Annotated in this window: 17 protein-coding genes, 1 tRNA gene and 2 pseudogenes; 8 read left to right on the plus strand and 12 right to left on the minus strand. The window is 66.2% G+C overall.

Translation table 11 applies throughout. The features are described 5' to 3' along the window. The coding region (locus tag RCJ92_RS09415) for an HNH endonuclease signature motif containing protein (protein ID WP_446754403.1) at positions 1-580 on the plus strand (580 nt) is incomplete at its 5' end. 81 nt (positions 581-661) lie between these two features. Here the strand turns inward: RCJ92_RS09415 and pepN are convergent. Next, on the minus strand, positions 662-3,307 hold the full coding sequence (pepN, locus tag RCJ92_RS09420) for an aminopeptidase N (protein ID WP_446754404.1): 2,646 nt from the start codon (positions 3,305-3,307) through the stop codon (positions 662-664). Between the two features lie 160 nt (positions 3,308-3,467). Between pepN and RCJ92_RS09425 the strand changes: the two genes are divergently transcribed. Next, entirely contained in the window at positions 3,468-3,911 is a 444-nt protein-coding gene (locus RCJ92_RS09425) for a VOC family protein (protein WP_446754405.1), read from the plus strand. Positions 3,912-4,041: 130 nt separating this feature from the next. Here the strand turns inward: RCJ92_RS09425 and RCJ92_RS09430 are convergent, their stop codons facing one another. Both RCJ92_RS09430 and RCJ92_RS09435 read right to left on the minus strand, forming a co-directional pair. Continuing rightward, on the minus strand, positions 4,042-6,057 hold the full coding sequence (locus RCJ92_RS09430) for an acyl-CoA dehydrogenase family protein (protein WP_446754406.1): 2,016 nt from the start codon (positions 6,055-6,057) through the stop codon (positions 4,042-4,044). 19 nt (positions 6,058-6,076) lie between these two features. Next, positions 6,077-6,766: a TetR/AcrR family transcriptional regulator gene (locus RCJ92_RS09435; protein ID WP_346922549.1), complete on the minus strand. Its 690-nt coding sequence runs from the start codon at positions 6,764-6,766 to the stop codon at positions 6,077-6,079. A 73-nt stretch (positions 6,767-6,839) separates the two neighbouring features. Between RCJ92_RS09435 and RCJ92_RS09440 the strand changes: the two genes are divergently transcribed. The 3 genes from RCJ92_RS09440 to RCJ92_RS09450 are packed head-to-tail and all read left to right on the plus strand — an operon-like array spanning position 6,840 to position 10,331. Further along, a complete protein-coding gene (locus RCJ92_RS09440; protein ID WP_446754407.1) occupies positions 6,840-8,135 on the plus strand; it encodes an acetyl-CoA C-acetyltransferase in 1,296 nt (431 codons plus the stop codon). Beyond that, entirely contained in the window at positions 8,135-9,472 is a 1,338-nt protein-coding gene (locus tag RCJ92_RS09445; RefSeq protein ID WP_446754408.1) for a 3-oxoacyl-ACP reductase, read from the plus strand. Before RCJ92_RS09440 ends, RCJ92_RS09445 begins: the two co-directional genes overlap by 1 nt. A 1-nt stretch (position 9,473) precedes the next feature. Then, a complete protein-coding gene (locus RCJ92_RS09450; protein ID WP_446754409.1) occupies positions 9,474-10,331 on the plus strand; it encodes a MaoC family dehydratase in 858 nt (285 codons plus the stop codon). 89 nt (positions 10,332-10,420) lie between these two features. Here RCJ92_RS09450 and RCJ92_RS09455 read toward each other — a convergent pair whose 3' ends face one another. From RCJ92_RS09455 to RCJ92_RS09480, 6 genes and pseudogenes are all read right to left on the minus strand, one after another. After that, positions 10,421-11,629 (minus strand): glycosyltransferase, encoded by a 1,209-nt coding sequence (locus tag RCJ92_RS09455; RefSeq protein ID WP_446754410.1) that lies wholly within the window; start codon positions 11,627-11,629, stop codon positions 10,421-10,423. Positions 11,630-11,934: 305 nt separating this feature from the next. Then, the gene (locus RCJ92_RS09460) at positions 11,935-12,663 is read right to left on the minus strand and encodes a VIT1/CCC1 transporter family protein (RefSeq protein WP_446754411.1); all 729 of its coding nucleotides are present in this window, start codon (positions 12,661-12,663) and stop codon (positions 11,935-11,937) included. Positions 12,664-12,668: 5 nt separating this feature from the next. After that, a complete protein-coding gene (locus tag RCJ92_RS09465) occupies positions 12,669-14,627 on the minus strand; it encodes a heavy metal translocating P-type ATPase (protein WP_446754412.1) in 1,959 nt (652 codons plus the stop codon). Positions 14,628-14,699: 72 nt separating this feature from the next. Beyond that, complete coding sequence (locus RCJ92_RS09470) at positions 14,700-15,173, minus strand: chromate transporter (protein WP_446754416.1); 474 nt, start codon at positions 15,171-15,173, stop codon at positions 14,700-14,702. Further along, positions 15,163-15,474, minus strand: a pseudogene (locus tag RCJ92_RS09475) (transposase); the annotation flags it as partial. The gene RCJ92_RS09470 and the pseudogene RCJ92_RS09475, both read right to left, overlap by 11 nt. Before the next feature lie 4 nt (positions 15,475-15,478). Then, a pseudogene (locus RCJ92_RS09480) lies at positions 15,479-15,820 on the minus strand (IS30 family transposase); the annotation flags it as partial. A gap of 13 nt (positions 15,821-15,833) precedes the next feature. Between RCJ92_RS09480 and RCJ92_RS09485 the strand changes: the two are divergent. Further along, positions 15,834-16,355: a tyrosine-type recombinase/integrase gene (locus RCJ92_RS09485; protein WP_446754417.1), complete on the plus strand. Its 522-nt coding sequence runs from the start codon at positions 15,834-15,836 to the stop codon at positions 16,353-16,355. 79 nt (positions 16,356-16,434) lie between these two features. Here the strand turns inward: RCJ92_RS09485 and RCJ92_RS09490 are convergent. The 3 genes from RCJ92_RS09490 to RCJ92_RS09500 all read right to left on the minus strand — a co-directional run bounded on the left by RCJ92_RS09490 (position 16,435) and on the right by RCJ92_RS09500 (position 18,872). Then, positions 16,435-16,519 (minus strand) — tRNA-Leu (locus RCJ92_RS09490). Positions 16,520-16,739: 220 nt separating this feature from the next. Continuing rightward, positions 16,740-17,408, minus strand: coding sequence for an NADPH-dependent F420 reductase (locus RCJ92_RS09495; RefSeq protein WP_446754413.1), 669 nt, complete (start codon positions 17,406-17,408; stop codon positions 16,740-16,742). 162 nt (positions 17,409-17,570) lie between these two features. Then, complete coding sequence (locus tag RCJ92_RS09500; protein WP_446754414.1) at positions 17,571-18,872, minus strand: Nramp family divalent metal transporter; 1,302 nt, start codon at positions 18,870-18,872, stop codon at positions 17,571-17,573. A 533-nt stretch (positions 18,873-19,405) separates the two neighbouring features. Here RCJ92_RS09500 and nrdF point away from each other — a divergent pair. Beyond that, a complete protein-coding gene (gene nrdF / locus RCJ92_RS09505; protein ID WP_138173947.1) occupies positions 19,406-20,398 on the plus strand; it encodes a class 1b ribonucleoside-diphosphate reductase subunit beta in 993 nt (330 codons plus the stop codon). Positions 20,399-20,600: 202 nt separating this feature from the next. Beyond that, on the plus strand, positions 20,601-21,108 hold a 508-nt coding region (locus RCJ92_RS09510; protein WP_446754415.1), incomplete at its 3' end, for a M20/M25/M40 family metallo-hydrolase.

Here is a 21,108-nt window from a genome sequence, read left to right on the forward strand (position 1 = left end):
GTACCGGCCCCCGGCGGCGTTGCAGGAGCTGGTGCAGTTGCGTGATGAGCATTGCCAGTTCCCTGGTTGCCGCCGCCCGGCGGAGCGGTGCGAGATCGATCATGTCAAGGACTGGGCCAAGGGCGGGGCGACCACCCGGGATAACACCAAATTGTTGTGTACCCGGCATCAGATGTTCAAACACGCGTTGCGGTGGCAGAGCCAGTTCCTGCCTGATGGGTCGGTGCGCTGGGAATCCCCGAACGGGTTAGTGCACTTTTCCGATCCGGGCAGCCTGACCACCGTGAATGGTCGCTCCAACTACACGATGAGCGCTCCTTCACGGGACGCGGTGTATGTGGATGAGAAGCTGCGTGAGGTGTTGGCGTTGCATGAGATCCCGGCGGGCACCCCGGGGTATTGGCATGATCCCAGCGACCCGGACCTGAGCTCGCAAATCCCCGGGGACCCGCCACCGGGGGCCGTGAACCGGGCACCACACGGCCCACCGAGCGACGACCTCGACCCACCGGGCGACGACCCGGAACCGCCGGATGCCACCTTGCCCTGGCATGCCGGGGATGAGCTGGAACCTGGCTAATCCCATCGGTCCGTGGTGCGCCTTCGGCCTGCGGCCGCCCCACCCCGGGACGGCCACAGGATCCGGCACTAGCCGTTCGCGTTACTTGGTCTGACGCGAAAGCTTCTGGGCATCCAGTGAACGCTGCAGCTCGGCACGCTCCTCGAGCAGGATCCGGCGCAGGGCCCGTGGTGCCTCGGTATTCTTCTCCAGCCATTCGGTGACCGCCTTGAGGGCCGGGTTGTCGTCCGGCTCCTCGCTCAACTCCTGGGAGCGGGGGAACAGCCCGCGGATCACCCGGGTGGAGAACTCCATGCTCATGGAATCGAACACCTCGGAGATCTGCGGCCAGTAGCGTTCTTCAAACCCGGCCAGCAGCTCACGCGAACCGATCGTAAAGCCCTCGGCCGTGGCGCTGAGTGCATCGTTGGACAACTCGCCGTCCTGGTCACGGGCTTGGAGCACTTGGGCGAAGGCCTGCTCCTTGACTTCGGAAACCGGGCGGGCCGCCAGCGCGGTACGCACCGCGTTCTGGGCGACCGAGGTCGGGTTGGCGTCCAGTGCGGCGCGCATGCGCACCTCGTCGGACTCGTCCAGGCCCCGGGACGCAGCCAGCGCCTGCCAGCTCAACCACTGCAGCTGCTCATCGACCTTCACCCCGTACTGGTTCGGCTCGGAGGCCAGGAATGCGTCGACAACATCCTCAGCCACCCCGGCGCGGGCCAACCGGGCCAGGGTGCGGGCCGTGGTGGTCTGGTTGTCGCTGCCCGCCTCCAGCTGGGTCAGCCAGCCGGTGAGTGCGGTCGCCGCCTTCTGGCGGGCGTCCTCACGCAGGTGCGGGGCCAGGTAGCGGTTGACTGAGGTGAGCAGCTGGTCCATCAGCACCGCGAACACCCCGGCATCCTCGACGGTCGCCGCATGCTGCAGCAGCGCGGCGACGTAGTCCTGCGCGGCCAGGCGGGCACCGCGCACCGCATCCCACAGCGAGGCCCAGCAGGTGGCGCGCGGCAGTGAGGCGTTTAGGCCGCCCAGGTGCTGGAGCAGGTTTTGCTGGGAGCGCTCATCAAATTCGATGATGGCGTAGGTTTCATCCCCGTCATTGGGCAACAGCACCGCCGGGGCCGGGCGGCCGACCAGGAACCCCAGTTCCACCCGTTCACCGTTCAGTTCCACGCGCTGGCTGTCCTGGCGCACCAGACGGCCCTCTTCCAGTTCATAGCTGCCCACGGTGAGCACGTGCGGGCGCAGGATCGGCTCCCCGGAGACCGGGTCGGTGCCCCGCTGGACAAGCGCGGCCGAACGGACCACGTTCTGGGCGTCCAGCTCCAGCTCGACCCCGAGGTGTGGCACGCCGCTGGTGCGCAGCCAGGAGTCGGCCCAATCGCCCATGTTCCGGCCACTGGCCTGCTCGAGCGCGGCCAGGAAGTCATCCAGGGAGGTGTTGGCGTACTCGTGCTTCACGAAGTAGGCGCGGGCGGCGTCACGGAACGCCTCATCGCCAACGAACGCGGCCAGCTGCTTGAGCACGCTGGCGCCCTTGGCGTAGGTGATGCCGTCGAAGTTCTGGTCCGCCGCCTGCAGGTCGGTGATGTCCGCGACAATCGGGTGCGTGGTGGGCATCTGGTCGGCCACGTACGCCCAGGCCTTGCGACGGGCGGCGAAGGTGGTCCAGGCGGTGGCGAAGTCGGTGGCCTGGTCATTGGCCAGGGTGCCGATGTAGTCGGCGAAGGATTCCTTCAGCCACAGATCGTCCCACCACTTCATGGTGACCAGGTCGCCGAACCACATGTGCGCCATCTCGTGCATGATCGTGTTCGCGCGCTGTTCGTGCTGGGCCTCGGTGGCGTGGGAGGTGAAGACGTAGCGTTCGGTGAAGGTGACCAGGCCCGGGTTCTCCATGGCTCCCAGGTTGTATTCGGGCACGAACGCCGAGTCGTACTTGCCCCACGGGTAGGGGTAGTCGAATAGTTCGTGGAAGTAGGTCAAGCCCTGCTTGGTGACCTTGAGGATCTCTTCGGCGTCGAAGTCCTCGGCCAGGGAGGCGCGGCAGCTGGCGGCCAGTTCGATCCGCAGCGGTTCGCCGGAGGAGAGCATCACGGTGTGCTCGTCACGCACCACGTGGTATGGCCCGGCCAGCACGGTGGTGATGTAGCTGGAAATCGGGGGAGTGGGGGCGAAGGTAACGGTCTTGGTGCCGTCCTCGTGTAGGTTCTGCGATTCGGCCGGCTGGTTGCTGGCCAGGTGCCAGTCCTCCGGCCCGCGCACGATGAAGCGGTAGGAGGTCTTCAAGTCAGGCTGCTCAAAGCAGGCGAAGACGCGGCGGGCGTCGGCCGGCTCGAACTGGGTATACAGGTAGGTCTGCCCGTCCTGCGGATCCACGAAGCGGTGCATGCCCTCACCGGAGCGCGAGTACAGTGCGCGTCCGGTGATTACCACGGTGTTCACGGCCTGGATGTCCAGGTCCTGAAGATAGATCCGCGCGTCCACAACTGCCTCGTCCACGGCGATCATGGTGCCGTTGACGTTGATCTCCTCCACGGTGTCGTGGATGAAGTCGATGAAGGTCTGCGGGTGCTTGGAGGTGAAGCGCAGCGTGGTCAACGACCGGTAGCTGCCCTGGTTGGGATCGGTGGCGTTGCTGACATCCAGTTCGACGTCGGCGGAGTGCCAGATGATGTTCTGGGCCCGCCAGGCGGCTTCGTCCCGGGTCAGGTTTTCATTCGGTGCATAGCGTTCAAGAGTGTCCACCACCCCAGCTTAGCTGTGAAACGTTTCCTTGATAATGTGCGGGCCGTGATTATGTCCGCACCTTTTTCGCGGCCGCGGATCGGGTGGCTGTGAAGCCAGTGCAAAGGCACGGGAACCTGCGTAGCATGGGCCTGCACCACCAACAGTCAGGAGCCCAGCCATGCCACGCATCCTCAAGCTCGACCATGTGGGAATCACCGTCGCCGACCTGGAGACGGCCACCGATTTCTTCCTCGGACTCGGCCTGGAAGTGGCCGGACGCCATGACGGGCTCGAGGGAGAATTCCTGGATACGGTGTGCGGACTGCACAATGCCCACACCCGCATCGTGATGCTGAACGTGCCCGGCACGGAGCAGCAGATCGAGCTCTCCAGCTTTATCCGCCCCGGCCACGGACCCGGGCAGCCGGAGGCGATGGCCACCGAAGTCGGGCTGCGCAGCCTGGCGTTCGTGGTCGATGACCTGCCGGCCCTGGTCGACCAGCTGCGCTCTGCGGGCTACGGCCTGGTCGGCGGGATCGGCGAATACGAGGGGGTGTGGCGCATGGCCTACGTGCGCGGCCCGGAAGGCATCATCGTCGCCCTGGCCCAGCGCCTGGACTGAACGGCACCCCTGCGGCAGCCGGCCTGGACACACTTTTTGGGGTACAGCCCAGCCCCGGGCCGCCGGCATTCAGACAGCTGCCGGGGCCCGGGGCTGGGCGTGTGGGGCGGAACGGGTCCGCCCCGTCGAGTTAGGCCTTGACCTTCTTCAGTGACTTCTCGCTGACCGGCGCGTCATTGCTGGCGCGCAGCTTGCGGAAGTAGTCGCGGGCCTCGTCCTGGCGTTCGGCCTCCACGCCGGAGGCGATCTCCGCGCGCAGGTGCTCCTGGGTGTAGCCAAACGCGTCGACCAGGTCCTGGGCGTGCGGGCGCAGGCGGGCCAGCAGGCGGTTGATGTACTCCGGCAGGGTGCGGGCGCGCTGCATCGACAGGCGGCCGTGGGCCAGGTACCAGCCCAGGTCATCCTCGACGACGGTCAGGGCGAACACGTCGCGCAACCAGGTGAGCACCTCGCGGGTGTTCGCGTCCTTGGTCTTCTCCAGCGCCCGGGTGAAGGCCTCCCAGCGCAGCAGCTCGGCGTGGGCGCGGGCCGCCTGGATCAGCAGGTCCTGGTTCTCGTTGAACTTGGCCGCGGTGCGGGCCTTGTCCTTCCCGGCGCTGCGCAGGTTCCCGGCCACCTCGGCGACCATGGCGTTGACCCGGTCGGCCAGCAGCTCGCGCTGGTTGGCCGGGTCCTTGAAGAAGTTCGCGCTCTTGCGTTCATCGCTGACGTCGGCGAAGGCCTGGGCCACCGAACGCAGCCCGGTGCGGTGGTAGGCGGTGGAGCCGACCTGCTTGGCGACGTAGCGGGCGACCGCGCCGGTGTCCAGCTTGCGGAACTCGGCGGCGTAGTCGGTCAGCAGGCGCTTGCCCACCAGCTGCAGCAGCACGTTGTTGTCGCCCTCGAAGGTGACGTAGACATCCAGGTCGCTGTAGAGCTGGTTGAAGCGGTTCTTGGCCATGTAGCCCGAGCCGCCGCAGGCCTCGCGGGCCTCCTGGATGGTGTCCAGCGCATCCCAGGTGCTCAGGGACTTCAGCCCGGCGGCCAGGGTTTCCAGGTCCTGGCGGTCCTCGTCGCTGTCCGCGCGCCCGGAGAAGACCTCGTCGAACTTGGTCAGCAGCTCATCGTGGGCGAAGGATGCGGCGTAGGTGCGGGCCAGGCGCGGCAGCAGGCGGCGCTGGTGGCGCTGGTAGTCCAGGATGGTGGTTTCCTCGGTGTCCGAGGTGCTGGTGAACTGGCGGCGCTGGTTCGCGTAGGTGATGGCGATCTGCAGGGCGATCTTCGCCGCGCTGGTCGCGGCCCCGTCCAGCGAGACCCGGCCCTGGACCAGGGTGCCGAGCATGGTGAAGAAGCGTCGGCCCGGGGAGGCGATCGGGGAGCTGTAGGTGCCGTCGGCGGCCACATCCCCGTAGCGGTTAAGCAGGTTGGTGCGCGGGACGCGCACGTGGGTGAAGTGCAGGCGGCCGTTGTCGATGCCGTTCAGTCCGCCTTTCAACCCGTCGTCCTCGCCGCCCACGCCCTCCAGGAAGTTGCCCTGCTCGTCGCGGATCGGCACGTAGAAGCAGTGCACCCCGTGGTTCACGCCCTTGGTGATCAGCTGCGCGAAGACGGTGGCGTCCTTGCCGTGCAGCGCGGCGTTGCCCAGGAATTCCTTCCAGGCGGCCTTGAACGGGGTGTGGATGACGAATTCCTCGGTCTGCGGGTCATAGGTGGCGGTGGTGGCCACGTTGGCCACATCCGATCCGTGGCCGATCTCGGTCATCGCGAAGGCGCCCGGGACGCTGAAGTCCAGGATGCCCGGCAGCCACTTCTTGTGGTGCTCCTCGGTGCCCAGGTGCAGCACCGCCCCGCCGAACAGGCCCCACTGCACGCCGGCCTTGATCTGCAGTGAGGGGTCGGCCGCGACCAGTTCCTCGAAGGCGGCCAGCGAACCGCCGTGGTCGTCGTTGCCGCCGAACTCGGCGGGGAAGGCGCGCTGTACGGCGCGTTCATTGGTCAGCACGTGCAGCTGGGAGAGCACGCGTTCGCGGTGCTCGTCCATGCCCAGCGAGGGGTCGCGCTGCAGCTCGGGGCGTGCGGCGCGGGCCCGCGAGTCCTTGCGGACCTGTGCCCAGGTTCCCAGCAGCTGCTCGGAAAGGGCGGTGACATCAATGCGGTTCGGGTTCATGGTGTACCTTTCTGGCAGCCTAGGCGCCGGTGTGGGGTGATGCGATTCCATGGGTGAGCCAGGTGCACAGGGCATCGGCAAGTTCTTCCAGGGTGGGTCGGTGTTCGTCGCGCGGCTGGCGCAGCCACAGTTCCCCGGCGGAGCGGACCATGCCCAGCGCCGCGCGTGGCCACAGTGCCACGGGGCTGCCGCTTGGTCCGGGGTCCGGGGAGTGCTTGGCGTAGTAGTCGGCCACGCGTTCGGTCATGATCCGGGTGATTTCCTCGAAGAAGGCGTTGAGCACCCCGGTGGATCCGGGGGCCTGCTCGTTCGGGGCGGTGAGCACGTCGGTGGACTGGGCGGTGACGAAGAAGTAGAGGTTCGGGCTGGATTCGGCCAGCTGCAGGTAGGCGGTGACCATGGCGTGCAGGGCCCCGAGTTCGGCCTCCTGCGCCAATCCCGCGGCGAGCACCTTGGCGTGGAAGTCGCCGATGATGACTTCGCTCAAGGCCTGGCGCAGACCCTCCTTGTCACCGAAGTAGCGGTAGTACACCGGCTTGCTGGTGTTCCCGTGCGCGGCGATGTCATCCATCGAGGCCTGCGGGCCCAGGTGGTGGATCGCCTTGCGGGCCATGCTCAGCAGTTCCAGGCGGCGTTCGGTGCGGTGGCGTTCCCACCGCGCCGCGCGGCCGTCCTGGGTGGTGCTGGTGCTCCCTGAGATGTTGTTCACGTTACTTACAGTATCATGTACTCTTGGTTATAGTAATACCTGTCACAGCAGTCAGATCTCCAGGAGAATCTCAATGGCTTCAGAATCCGTCCGCCCGGCCGTGATCATTGGCGGCAACCGCATCCCCTTCGCCCGCTCGAACACCAAGTACGCGCAAGCCTCCAACCAGGACATGTTCACCGCCGCCCTTGACGGGCTGGTGGCCCGCTTTGGGCTGCAGGGCCAGCGGATCGGCTCGGTCGCCGGCGGCGCGGTGCTCAAGCACTCCAAGGACTTCAACCTGATCCGCGAATGCGTGCTGGGCTCCGCCCTGGATCCCAGCACCCCGGCCTACGACGTGCAGATGGCCTGCGCCACCGGCATGGAGGCCATCGGCTCGCTGGCCAACAAGGTCAAGCTCGGCCAGCTCGACTCGGCCATCGGCGGCGGCGTGGACACCACCAGCGACGCTCCGATCGCGGTCTCCGAGGGGCTGCGCCAGGTGTTGCTGGAGCTCTCCCGCGCCCGCACCACCAAGGCCAAGCTCTCCGCGCTGTCCAAGCTGCGCCCGGCCCACCTGGCCCCGAACGCCCCGGGCACCGGGGAGCCGCGCACTGGGCTGTCGATGGGCGAGCACCAGGCCAAGACCACCCACGCCTGGGGCATCACCCGCCAGGCGCAGGATGAGCTGGCCCTGGCCAGCCACCAGAACCTGGCCGCCGCCTACGAGCGCGGGTTCTTCGATGACCTGATGACCAGCTTCAACGGCCTTAGCCGGGACAACAACCTGCGCCCGGACTCCAGCCTGGAAAAGCTGGGCAGCCTGAAACCGGCCTTCGGCAAGTCGCTGGGCGATGAGGCGACCATGACCGCGGGCAACTCCACCCCGCTGACCGACGGGGCCTCCACGGTGCTGTTGGGCAGCGAGGAATACGCCAAGGCCAACAACCTGCCGATGTTGGCGAACTTCGTGGACTTCGAGGCCGGCGCGGTGGACTTCGTGCACGGCGCGGAGGGCCTGCTGATGGCCCCGGCCTACGCGGTCGCCCGGATCCTGAAGCGCAACAACCTGACCCTGCAGGACTTTGACTTCTACGAAATCCACGAGGCGTTCGCCGGCACCGTGCTCTCCACGCTGGCGGCGTGGGAGGACGAGGAATTCTGCCGCGAAAAGCTCGGCCTGGATGCCCCGCTGGGCGCCATCGACCGCAGTAAGCTGAACGTCAACGGGTCCTCGCTGGCCGCCGGCCACCCGTTCGCCGCCACCGGCGGACGAATCGTGGCGACGCTGGCCAAGATGCTGCATGAGAAGGGCTCGGGACGTGGACTGATCTCCGTGTGCGCCGCGGGCGGGCAGGGAGTCGTAGCGATTTTGGAGGCACGCAACTAATGGCAGACAAGTACCTGGAACTGGTCAACACCGGTTTTACCCGCACCCTGGCCAAGAAGCTGGGCCTACCGCAACCGGCCCGGCTGCGCCGCTGGTCCACCCAGACCCCGCTGCTGCCCGGCCCGCTGCTGATCCTGGGCGATTCGCCCACCGCCCAGCAGCTGGCCGACACCCTAGTGCAGTGGGGACTGGATGTGCGCCGCCATGACGCCGGGGGAGCGAAGCTGGGCGGGCTGATCCTGCTGCTCGATGAGCTCACCCACCCCGATCAGCTCTCCCCGCTGATGCTCAAGGCCGGCGCCGAGGTGCGCCAGCTGGTGCCCGGCGCCCGGGTGGTCTCCTTCTCCCGCCGCGCCCTGGCCGAGGATGAGCCGGCCGTGGCCGCCGTGCGCCAGGGCATTGACGGCACCATCCGCTCGCTGGGCCGCGAACTGCGCAATGGCGCCACCGCCAACGGCATCCTGCTGGCCGGGGACGCGACCCTGGCAAGCCCCAGCTCGCTGGCGGCCCTGCACTTCTTCCTCTCCGGGCGCAGCGCCTACGTGGACGGCCAGTTTCTGGAGGTCACTGGCAACGAAGGCGAACTGCCCGAAAACTTCGACGCCCCGCTGGCCGGAAAGGTCGCGGTCGTCACCGGCGCGGCCCGCGGCATCGGCGCGGCGATCGCCCGCACCCTGGCCCGGGACGGGGCCGCGGTCGTGGTGGTCGATATGCCCGGGGCCGGGGATGCGCTGAGCAAGGTCGCCAACGAGGTCGGCGGCACCGCCCTGCAGCTGGATGTCACCGCCCAGGACGCCGGCCAGCGGATCATCGAACACGCCCGCCAGCGCCATGGCCGGCTGGACCTGGTGGTGCACAACGCCGGGATCACCCGGGACAAGCTGCTGGCCAACATGGACGCCTCCCGCTGGGATTCGGTCATCGCGGTGAATATCACCTCCCAGCTGCGGATGAACGAGCAGCTGCTGGCCGCGGACCTGCCCGGGCTGCGCGTGGTGTCCCTGGCCTCCACCTCCGGGATCGCCGGCAACCGCGGGCAGACGAACTACGCCGCCTCCAAGGGCGGGGTGATCGGCATGGTGCGCGCCAGCGCCGCTGATTTCGCCGCCCACGGCGGTACCATCAACGCGGTGGCCCCCGGATTCATTGAAACCGACATGACCGCCAAGATCCCGCTGGGCACCCGCACCGTGGCCCGCATGGTGATGCCCTCGCTGATGCAGGGCGGGTTGCCGCTGGACGTGGCCGAGACCATCGGCTTCCTCTCCTGGGACGCGTGCGCCGCGATCAACGGGCAGACCCTGCGCGTGTGCGGCCAGTCGCTGGTGGGGGCCTGAGATGGGTATCGAAATCGTTGACCAGCTGCCCACCATGGGCCAGGTCTACGCCCGTACGGTCAAGACCCTGGGGCGCAAGGCCAAGAACCCGGTGCTGCCCGAGCTGACCCTGGTCAAGCACGGGGCGCAGGCCGATGCGCAGAAGCTGGCCGAATTCCGCCGCGCCGTGGGCGCGCGCATGAACGGCCAGCTGCCCAGCCTCTACGTGCATTCGCTGGCCTTCCCGCTGGCGATGTCCCTGATGGTGCGCGACGACTTCCCGCTGCCGCTGCTGGGGATGATCCACCTGACCAACGAGGTCACCGTGCGCCGCCCGCTGGCCGACGCGGAGGCGTTCGACGTGGCGGTCAACGCCGAGCAGCTGGCCAAGCACGCCAAGGGCGCGACCTGCGACCTGGTGGTGCGCATCTCCACCGAGGGCGAGGAGCGGATGGTGCTGCGCAGCACCTTCCTGTCCAAGGGCGTGAAGCTCGATGGCCCGAAGCCGGAGAAGGACGCGCGCTCGGACTTCCACCCCCCGCAGGCCACCGCTGTGTGGAAGCTGGGGGCGGACACAGGCCGGGCCTGGGCCGCGGTGGCCGGGGACTACAACCCGATCCACCTGTCCAAGGTGTCGGCCAAGGTGCTGGGCATGCCCCGGGCCATCGCCCACGGCATCTACCTGGCGGCGCGCGCGCTGGCGGAGATTGAACCGGTGGGCGTGGGCTACGAATGGGAGATCGAGTTCAAGACCCCGGTGCTGCTGCCGGGCACCGTGCACCTGGCCTATGAGCAGGAGGGCCGGGACTACGAGGTGACCGCCTGGAACCCGCGCAAGCTCAAGCCCCACTTCGAGCTGGAGCTGGAAGTGCTGGATTAGCCTCACCCCGCGGGAACGTCGACGGCGGCCGGAACACGCTTTGGTGCTCCGGCCGCCGTTCGTGTTCGCTCGCCATGTTCCTCCCGCCGCTAGGCCGTGGCCGCCCGCCCGGCCCGGCGGTAGGCCTGTAGCGACTGCTGCGCGGCATGCCGCCAGGTGAACCGGGCACTGTGCGCCAGCGCCGCGGCGCTGGCGGAGGCCAACAGCTGCGGATCCCGAGCCAGGGTGAGCAGTTGCTGCGCCCACGCCTCCGGCTCCGGTTCGGGGATGAGCCAGCCCGAGACGCCGTCGGCCACCGAATAGTTCAGGCCCCCGACCCGGTTGGCGATCACCGGCGTGCCGCAGGCCTGGGCCTCGGCGGCCACCAGCCCGAACGTCTCGGACAGTGACGGCACGGCCACCAGGTCCGCGGTGGCGAACGCCGCGGCCAGTTCGCCCGGCGGCAGGGGTCCGGTCAGGTGCACCACCTCATCCAGCTCAAGCCGGGTCGCGATGGCCCGCGGATCATAGTCGTCCGCACCGGAGCGTGCCCCGTACAGCTCGGCGGTGATCCGCACGCCCGGGTCCATCTGCCGGGCCCTGGCGATGGCCTGCAGCAGTAGGTGGGCGCCCTTCAGCCGCTGCATCCTGCCGGCGTAGACCACGTGCAGGTCGCTGCCCCGGGCGAGGTTGCTCCGCGCGCGGCCGGCGTCGGACCCGGCATGCGGCGGGTGGAAGACCTCGTGCTCCACCCCGGGCAGCACCACGTCCAGCTTGTCCTGCGGCACCCGGTAGTGCCGGCGCAGCTGTTCGGCCTCCACCGGCGTGTTGGCAATGACGCGCTGGGCGGCGGCCAGCAGGTGCCGTTCTCCCTCCTTGCGTGCGGCCGGTTCGGCGATCCCGGATTCGGCTTCCTTCGCCGCCGCCGAGGTGTGCAGGCTGACCACCAGCGGGATGTGCCAGGCGGCGGCCAGTTCCAGCCCCAGCATCCCAGAGAGCCAGTAGTGGGCGTGGATCACGTCGACCGGCAGGTCGCGAAAATGCTCCCGCAGGGCTGCGGCGGCCTCATCGATTAGGCCATACAGCCCGTCCTTGGAAACCCGCCGGCCTGGAGCCACCTGCAGTTCGTGCATCCACACCAGATCCTTGACCTGCTCGGTGCGCGTGGGATCAGCGCTGCGGGTCACCAGGTGGACCTCGTGGCCCAGCTCGGACACCGCGTAGGCCAGATTGCGGATGTAGACGTTCATTCCTCCCGCGTCCCCGGCGCCGGGCTGCTCCATCGGGGAGGTGTGCAGGGAAAGCATGGCGATGCGCATGGGAAAGTTCCTGGGAGAGGTCGGGGGCAGGGGGCTACTTGATGCTATCAATCAGGCCGCGGCACCCCTAGGAATGCAAAATCCCCGGCTGGCCGAAGCCAGCCGGGGATCTCCTGCGTGCGCGAAGGGGGACTTGAACTGTTCCGTTCCCCCTCGCACATGAAATCGTGAATCGGCGTTCTGCCGCATGATTCCGACGTTTCTGCGGAGCCTGCCCGTGGATAACTGCACCGCGGTTCACGATCTAGCAGAGTCGGTAGCACGTGAGTTAGCACATGAAAGCGGGCCGGATCACGAGCACCGACCTATCCGATGGCCACGCCAAAGAGTGCCCCAATGAGGTAAGTGGCGATCATGGTCGCGGAGCCCATGACCACGTTTCGGAGAATTGCGCGACCGCGCGGCGCTCCACCGAGCGCAGCGCTGATCCAACCGGTGAGGAAGAGGCCGATCACAACTGCGATGGCTGCGATCCAAACTCGGTGTCCACCAACAGGCAGCAGGATCATGATGAGTGGGATCAGTGCTCCGACGGCGAACGCAATGAACGATGACACGGCGGCTGCCCACGGGCTTGTGAACTCTTCATGGTCGATTCCGAGCTCGACTTCTGCGTGAGCGGCGAGAGCGTCCTTCTCGGTAAGCTGCACCGCTATCCGATGTGCAAGATCATCTGAGAGGCCCCGCTGTCGGTAGAGCTCGGTGAGTTCTTCAAGCTCCTCCTCGGGCATGGTTTCGAGCTCCCACCGTTCTTTTGCGATGAGCGCTTTCTCTGTGTCGCGTTGGGTGCTCACCGAAACGTATTCTCCGCCAGCCATTGAGAACGCCCCGGCAACAACGGCCGCGATACCGGCCGTCGCGATTGCCAGTACGTTGTTTGGTGTAGCGGCTGCGACGCCGATGACGACGCCCGCGGTAGAGACGATGCCGTCGTTTGCGCCGAGGACCCCTGCACGTAGCCAGTTCAAACGTTGGCCCACGTTCTGCAGGTGGGCTTCGCCGGGATGCGGCGTGGTGCTTGAGTCGGATGCCATATTGTTCATTTCCAGTCTTGGTTCGTGCTGAAGTGAAATTGTTCCGTCGATGCGACTGGTGATGATCGTGTGATTCGCTCAGATCGTGGGCCTACTGCGCGGAGTGCGCCGAGGATGGCCACCAGGTCAACGACTTCTTGCAGCCACGCGCCGAGGAGTGCGGGGAGGAACCCGAAGGCGGCGATGAGCATGAGGCCGACGCTGATGATGATGCCGAGCCAGATGCTTTGCAATGCGATGCGCACGGTGTCTTTGCCGATGCTCACCGCGCGCGGCAGGGCCGAGAGTGTGTCGTAGCGGTTCACGATGTCCGCTGACTCCGATGCTGCGGTTGCACCGCGCGCCCCCATCGCGAAGCCAATATCCGCAGCAGCGAGCACTGGGGCATCGTTGAGGCCGTCACCGACCATGATGAGCGGGCGGGGCTGCACGCTACTGACAATGCGAACTTTGTCGCCAGGGCGGCACTCGGCGTGCACCTCGCCGATTCCAAGGTGCTGTGCGATGGGTTCGGCGGTGGCTGCAACGTCTCCGGTCACCATGAGCGTGCGCACGATGCCAAGTTCGCCCAGATCTTGGAGCGCTTGGCTTGCTTCTTCGCGTACTTGGTCGCGCATGACGATGGCTCCGGCGTAGCGGTCATCGACCGAAACGTAGATCGCGAGTTCCCCTGGAGCAAGGTCTGCCAGCACGAGGTCGGGCGCGGAATCGCGCACCCAGGAGGGCTTGCCAATACGAACCGTCACTGCCTCAGATGCGTCAGGAGTGCGGAGCACAGCCGCGACTCCGTTCGTCGCGATCTCCTCGGCATGTTCGGCTTCGATGAGCGACAGACCGTGCTGTTTCGCGGCCTGCACGACGGAGCCCGCGAGCACATGGGAGGAGTACACCTCCGCTGAGGCTGCGAAACGCAGCAGTTCGTCTTTGCCGGTGCGGACGGCGGGCAGGATGCGTTCGAGCACCGGTTTGCCGGTAGTGATGGTGCCGGTCTTATCGAATGCCGCCGAGCGGGCTCGTGAAAGCTGTTCGAGAGTGCCGCCACCCTTCACGATCAGCCCGAACCTCGCGGCACGGCTCATGCCACCGAGAAACGCGACCGGCGCGGCGATCAGCAGCGGGCATGGCGTCGCCACCACCAGCACCTCGGCAAACCGGACAGCCTCTCCACTGACCGCCCACGCGATCCCAGCGATCACGAGCGCGAGCACTGTGAACGGCACCGCGTACCGATCTGCGAGCCTCACGACTTTGGCTTTGCTGCCCGCGGCCTGTTCAACGAGCCGAACAATCTGCTGATACTCGCTCTCGGCGGCCGGAGCCGCGGCCCGCATGGTGACTGCGGCTTGTCCATTCACCGCACCGCTCGACACTTTCTCTCCCGCGTCACGCTCAACGGGCAGACTTTCACCGGTCAATGACGACTCATCGAACACGGCGTGCTCGGAGACGAGGATCGAGTCCACAGGCACGAGTGCACCCGGCCGCACCAACAACAGATCACCCACCTCGACTTCTTCGACCGGTATGTCCTCGGTCGTGGCCTCGGCAGTATGCCCGTGCACGTCCGCGCCGGGTGCGCTTGGGGCGAGGATGCGCGTGGCCTGCTGGGGTGCCTTACGCAGCAGCGCGGTCAGTTCCCGCTTCGAACGGTTCTCAGCGTAATCTTCGAGGGCCGCCCCGCCGGTGAGCATCAGCACCACCACGAGCGCCGCCCACGGCTCCCCAACGAGCACTGCAGCGGTGATTGCCGTCACCGCAAGAATGTCGAGCCCGGCGTGCCCTCGGATGAGCTGCCGGATCATCCCGACCGCCTCCCACCCGGCAATCACGAGCGCATACGCACCCACAATCCAGCTGGACGACTCAATGGCCGGAGTCGCTAAAAGAACCAACCCGATCATAGCCACCAACAGTGTTGCGATCACGAGTGGATATGCCCTGACCAGAGAAGAAAAACGGCTCATGCTTCAATCCTCCCAGGCGGGCACGCTTCTCGCATTGCAGGCCAGCCTCGCCTGAGTATCCGCATAGCGCGTTCAGAGCAGCAATGCCCCGGCTCCTGCGGCCCCGAGCACTACCGCCCATGCCGGTGTTTTCCAGGACGTGAGTGCGACAAACGCGAGTGCCGCGACGACGAGTGATGCGGCGTTCGTGACACCCGCGGTGAATACGGGGTCGTACAGCGCGGCGGCGAGCAGCCCGACGACTCCGGAGTCCACGCCCGTCAGCACACGCTGCACTCTCGGCGCACGACGCAACCGCTCCCAGAAGGGCAGCACCCCCATCACGAGCAGCGCAGATGGCAGAAAGATCGCGAGCAGCGCAATGGATGCGCCGAGCAGCCCACTCGGGCCGCTCGTGGTGACAGCTCCGAGAAACGCGGCGAAGGTGAACAGCGGCCCTGGCACCGCCTGCGCGGCACCATACCCCGCGAGGAACGCACCCGGCTCCACCAGTCCAGTCTGCACTGAATCGGCCTGGGTTTGCCGGAGAGTCTTGTTAGGCCGCAGCTAGACCGCTGTGCCCCTGTACTCGATCGTAGTAGTTTTCCTCGTACTCGACTGGTGGAATGTCACCGATACTCGAGTGGAGACGCTCGGTGTTGTACCAGTGCACCCACGAGGCGGTCGCTTGCTCGACCTGACGCCATGACTCCCACTTCTCGCGTTCGTGCATGATGACCTCGGTCTTGAACAACCCGATCGTGGACTCCACCAACGCGTTATCGAGCGCGTCACCCACCGAACCAATCGACCCAGTAATCCCAGCATCAAGCAGTTCTTCGGTGAACGCGAGCGAGGTGTACTGGGTGAGTTCAACCGGTCGTTGCAACACCATCGGTTTTGAGTGAGTGTATCTGCTCGGCGAAGACTTCGGCTGGCGTCTTCCAGTCGAGGACTTTCCGGGGCCGATTGTTCAGTGCGAGGGCGACAGCTTCGAGGTCTTCGGCTGACCAGCGGGAGAGGTCGGTGCCTTTCGGGAAGTACTGACGCAGCAGTCCGTTGGTGTTCTCATTCGTGGGGCGCTGCCAAGGCGAGTGCGGGTCGGCGAAGAAGACCTTCGTGCCGGTGTCGAGCGCGAACTAAGCGTGCCCGGAGAGCTCCTTTCCTCGGTCCCAGGTCAGCGTCTTGCGAAGTTGTTCGGGCAGGTGAGTGATCGCCTACACGGGGATGCGGCGTTCGGAAGCTCTCGCACTCAGATGGAACGACATCAACACCAGAACCGGGCGCATCAGCATCCGGCGAGCGGTGAACACCGAGGACTGGACGGCCACCAAGACCACCAAAACGGGCAACGCCCGCGTGATCGACGTGGACGCCGCAACCCTCAAAGTGCTCGCCTCCTACAAGGTCGCCCGCGCCGAAGTGTCGTTCAAGCTCGCGGGGGCCGATGCGTATGTGTTCGGTGACGACGAGGGCAAGCTGCGCTCACCCGACGCCATGACGAGCCGCTGGGATCGACACATGAAGTGGCTCGCCAAGGTACACCCGACGCTGCCCCGCGTGACGATCAAGGGGCTGCGCCACACGCACGCCACACTCCTGCTGGAGCTGGGCGAGCATCCCAAGGTAGTACAGGAGCGCCTGGGGCACTCCACCATCACAACCACGATGAACATCTACAGCCATGTCACCCCGACGATGCAGAAAGCCGCAGCAGACCGCTTCGCGGCCCATCTCGGTGGGGCTTAGCACATATCTCAGCACATGGCACGAAAATGACCCCCAACCCGGTGATCTAAACCCCAGGTCAGAGGCCATTTTCCATTCGTGCGCGAAGGGGGACTTGAACCCCCACCCTCTAAACGAGGACTAGCACCTCAAGCTAGCGCGTCTACCTATTCCGCCACCCGCGCAGGTACTCGTTGTCTGCGTTGTTATCGCAAGCAACGAAGTAAAACTTTAGCACCAGTTTAAGCCGATTTCCAATTCGGCCCAAGCGCCGGCGAAACCTGCGCCATTCCGCGCCAAAAGGCGGACTGAGCACGGCAAATCATGTCAATGCCTTACTCGGGGTGCCAAGAATCACACTCTAGCCTCTGCGGGTTGTCCGGCTCAGGCGACGATTCACGCTTCTCAGTTGTGCGGCAGCAGCCGAAACAGCTCTTGGGCGCCGAGCACTTCGTTGAAGATTGGACCGTCCGGCTCCATGCCGCGCCCCTGGGCGAGGCTGGCCAGGATCACCGGCTCAAAACCCAGGACGTCGATGAGACTGGCGACCACGGCCGCCTCCCGGCGGTGGTCCGAGGCCACCGCCAAGCCCCGGCGCTGGCTCTGCTTGCGCCGCCCGCTGGTGTCCAGGTCCCAGTGGCTGATGTGGTTCAACGCCTTCACCACCCGGGTGCTCGCGAAGTGTGCGGCAATCGCCTCGGAGCTGGAGAGCCCGGCCTCCAGTGCGCGCTGGAACCAGTCCGGCAGCGGCTCGTCTTCCCAGCGGTTGGTGGCGTCCACCAGGATGGTTCCGGCCAGGGTATTCGGGTCCACCTCGTCCAGTTCCTCCTGCGGCACCATGAGCACCACCAGATCCACCCCGTCGGCAATCTGCTCGGCCGGCACGGCCGTGGCCTGCGGGGCGTATTGCGCCAGATGGTACTTCAGCATGCGCGGCGGACGGGAAGCGGCGATTTTCACGCCGATGCCGGCCGAGGCGGCCGCCCTGGCCAGGGAGGTCCCGGCCCTTCCGGCGCCCAGCACGCCGATGCGTGTGCTGTGCGCCCCAGATTCCCCCGTGGGCTTCTCGCTCATCAGGCCTCCTTCGCAGCGGGTGGATAATTCCTGTCCTCCAGCATCCCATCACACGCGCGGGCGCTCGTGCCCATCGGACCGTAATGAGCCGATGTGAATAAAGCACACTGCCCCGCACCGGCAGTGGTGCGGGGCAGTGGGGTAGTCATCGCCCCGTAAGCGCTAGCCGCCAAAGACCGGCGCCAGCGCCTTGACCAGTTCGTTGACGCCCAGGGCCAGGAACAGGGCAGCGGTGATGCCCAGCGCAATGTTCGTGTGCCACTTGTTGCGCCACTGTTTCGGGGTGCGCTTGCCGTTGAGCAGACCCAGCAGGGTCAAGGCCAGGAACGGCATGAACAGCGAACCGAGCACACCATAGGCCAGAATCAGCGCGATCGGGCGGTCCAACAGGAACAGCAGCATCGGCGGGAAGGTCAGCCACAGCACGTAGAACCTGAAGTACTTGCCGCCCACGCGGGTGTCCTCGTGTCCCGATCCCTTGCCGCGGATGTTGCCCCAAAAGTCGGCGAACATCAGCGAAACGCCGTTCCACACGCCGATGATCGAGGAGAAGGACGCGGCCCAGAAGCCGATCAGGAATCCGATGCCCACCACATCGCCGTAGCGTTCTTGCAGCACGTCGGTCAGGTCCAGCAGCCCGGCGTCACCGGCGGAGAGCGCCACCCCGGCCGAACGCACCACCTCGGCGCCGACCACCAGCATGGCGATCACGAAGATGCCGGTGATCACGTACGCCATCGAGTTGTCGATCCGCATCACGCGCATCCACTTCGGGGTGTACCAGCCCTTTTCGCGCAGCCAGTAGCCGTAGGCGGCCAGGGTGATGGTGCCGCCCACGCCGCCGGCCAGGGCCAGGGTGTAGACCACGCCGCCCTCGGGGATCATCGGGATCAGCCCGACGAACATCTGCGGAACGTTCGGCACCGCAATGATCGCCAGGCCCACCACGGTGATGAACATCAGGCCCACCAGCACGGCGGTGACCTTCTCAAAGAACGCGTAATGCCCGAACCACACCATGGCAAAGCCGGCCAGTCCCATGAAGATCGCCCAGATCTTCAAGTCCACGGCCGGGAACAGCGCCGCCAACGGCATCGCCGCGGAGCTCATGGCCGTCGCCCCGTACACAAAACCCCAGATGACGATGTAGGGCCCGAAGTACCAGGTGGTCCATTTGCCCAGGGAGCGCCAGCCCTCGAAGATGGTCTTGCCGGTGGCCAGGGTGAATCGTCCGGCACCCTCGACCAGGATGATCTTCAGGATCACACCGAGCACCACCGCCCACAGCAGTGCATAGCCGTAGCGGCTGCCGGCCACGAGGGTGGCGACCATGTCCGCGGCGCCCACACCGGTGGCGGCCACCACCAGGCCGGGGCCAACGATCTTCCACTTCGGGGGCGCACCGGAGTCCAGCCCGGTCTCCCGATCCCGCTCGGGGATCGCCGGTTGATTCTCTTCGAACATGACGTCATCAATCCTTAGTCGTCGTGAACATCGTCAGCTCCGGCTGGCGCCCCGACACCTGCGGAGCAGGCCAGGGCGGCAGGTCAGCCGATGGTTCAAATCTAGTGTGTGAGACGCCGCACAACCAGTATTCGTGACTCCGAATCCCGGCGCGCCGTCCCGCCCTCGTGGCGGAGCCACGGCGAAGGCAAAATGTGATCCTTGCGGCATCGGTTCCGGGTGTGCCGACACAGGTTCCCGCGGAGGCCGCGCCGGGGCGCGTCAGGAGTTTCGCGTAGCGACCGCGCAGGGCACGGGCGGGCATTTTGTTAGGCGGCCAATTGGGTAAGGTGGGGGACAGGAACACCGGGCGCCCGAACGAACCACGACGGAGCGCAACAGCAGGTGGACCACCCCAAGCTTCAAAGTCTGGCGACCGTCAATGCGACGCGCCCGCAACCACCGCAGCAGCCCGGCGCACCGTGCACGGCTGCCCCCAGGCGTTGCGCCTGGACCGAAGACCAAGGCATGTCTGAAGGCATGCAACCCACACCGTGACACAGGGAGAGAGCCAAGTGAGCGTTGCCACCACCCCGATCAAGGCGATCAACTGGAACCGCATCGAGGATGAGAAGGACGTGGAAATCTGGAACCGCGTCACCGCCAACTTCTGGCTGCCCGAGAAGGTGCCGCTGTCCAATGACATCCAGTCTTGGGCGACCCTGAGCGACGGGGAGAAGCAGATGACCATGCGCGTGCTCACCGGGCTGACCTACCTGGACACGCTGCAGGGCACCATCGGCGCCGTCTCGCTGATCCCCGATGCGCTGACCCCGCACGAGGAAGCGGTTTACACGAACTTCGCGTTCATGGAGTCCGTGCATGCCAAGAGCTACTCCTCGATCTTCTCCACCCTGTGCTCCTCGCGCGAGATCGATGAGGCCTTCCGCTGGTCGGAGGAAAACCACGAGCTGCAGAACAAGGGCAACATCGTCCGCTCGTACTACGACGGCACCAACCCCTACAAGAAGAAGATCGCCTCCACCATGCTGGAGTCCTTCCTGTTCTACTCCGGGTTCTACACCCCGCTGCGCTGGGCCACCATGTCCAAGCTGACCAACAGTGCCGACCTGATCCGCCTGATCATCCGTGACGAGGCCATCCACGGCTACTACATTGGGCTGAAGAACCAGCGCGCCATGGACCAGAACCAGCTGCCGCAGGCCGAACGCGATGAGCTGAAGAACTTTACCTTCGAACTGCTACACGAACTGTACGAAAACGAGGTCAAGTACACCCACGACCTGTACGACGACATCGGCTGGAGCGAGGATGTCATCAAGTTCCTGCACTACAACGGCAACAAGGCCCTGATGAACCTGGGCTACGAGGCCATGTTCCCGGCCGAGCTGACCAACGTCTCCCCGGCGATCCTGGCCTCGCTGAACCCGGGTTCGGATGAGAACCACGACTTCTTCTCCGGGTCGGGCTCCTCCTACGTCATCGGCAAGGCCGAAGCCACCGAAGACGAGGACTGGGGCTGGTAACAGCACCTTGCCCCTCCCGGGCCGCCGGCTTCGCCGCGCGGTTCCCGGATGAATTCTCGGCGCGGCGGGTCACCATTTGTGGTGACCCGCCGCGCCGAGGACGTTAACACCGGCGCGCGGGCGAAAGCCGCGCTTTCGGATTAGGCTGGGAACAAGTCAGCGCACCGCAGCGCAAAACCCAACATCACAAGGGAGATTGGCCATGCCCAAGGATCCGGCCCTGGAACGGCTTGAAGCCGAAACCGTTGAGTTCTGCCGTGAACTGATCCGCATCGACACCACCAACTACGGCGGCAACAAAGGACAGGGCGAGCTGCAGGCCGCCCAGTACGTCGCCGAACTGCTGCGCGAGGTGGGCCTGGACGCCAAGATCTACCAATCGGCTCCCGGCCGGGCCAACGTCGTGGCTCGACTGGCCGGCAGCGACCCGGACCTACCGGCGCTGGTGGTGCACGGGCACCTGGACGTGGTGCCGGCCATCGCCGAGGACTGGAGCGTGGACCCCTTTGCCGCCGAGCTGATCGACGGGATGATCTGGGGCCGCGGGGCGGTGGACATGAAGAACATGGACGCCATGATCATCGCGGTGATCCGCCACACGGTGCGCGAGCGGATCACCCCGCGCCGCGACCTGGTCATCGCGTTCTTCGCTGACGAGGAGGCCGGCGGTGACTACGGGGCCGGGTGGATGGTGACGCACCATCCCGAGC

Source organism: Glutamicibacter sp. BSL13 (assembly GCF_052928425.1).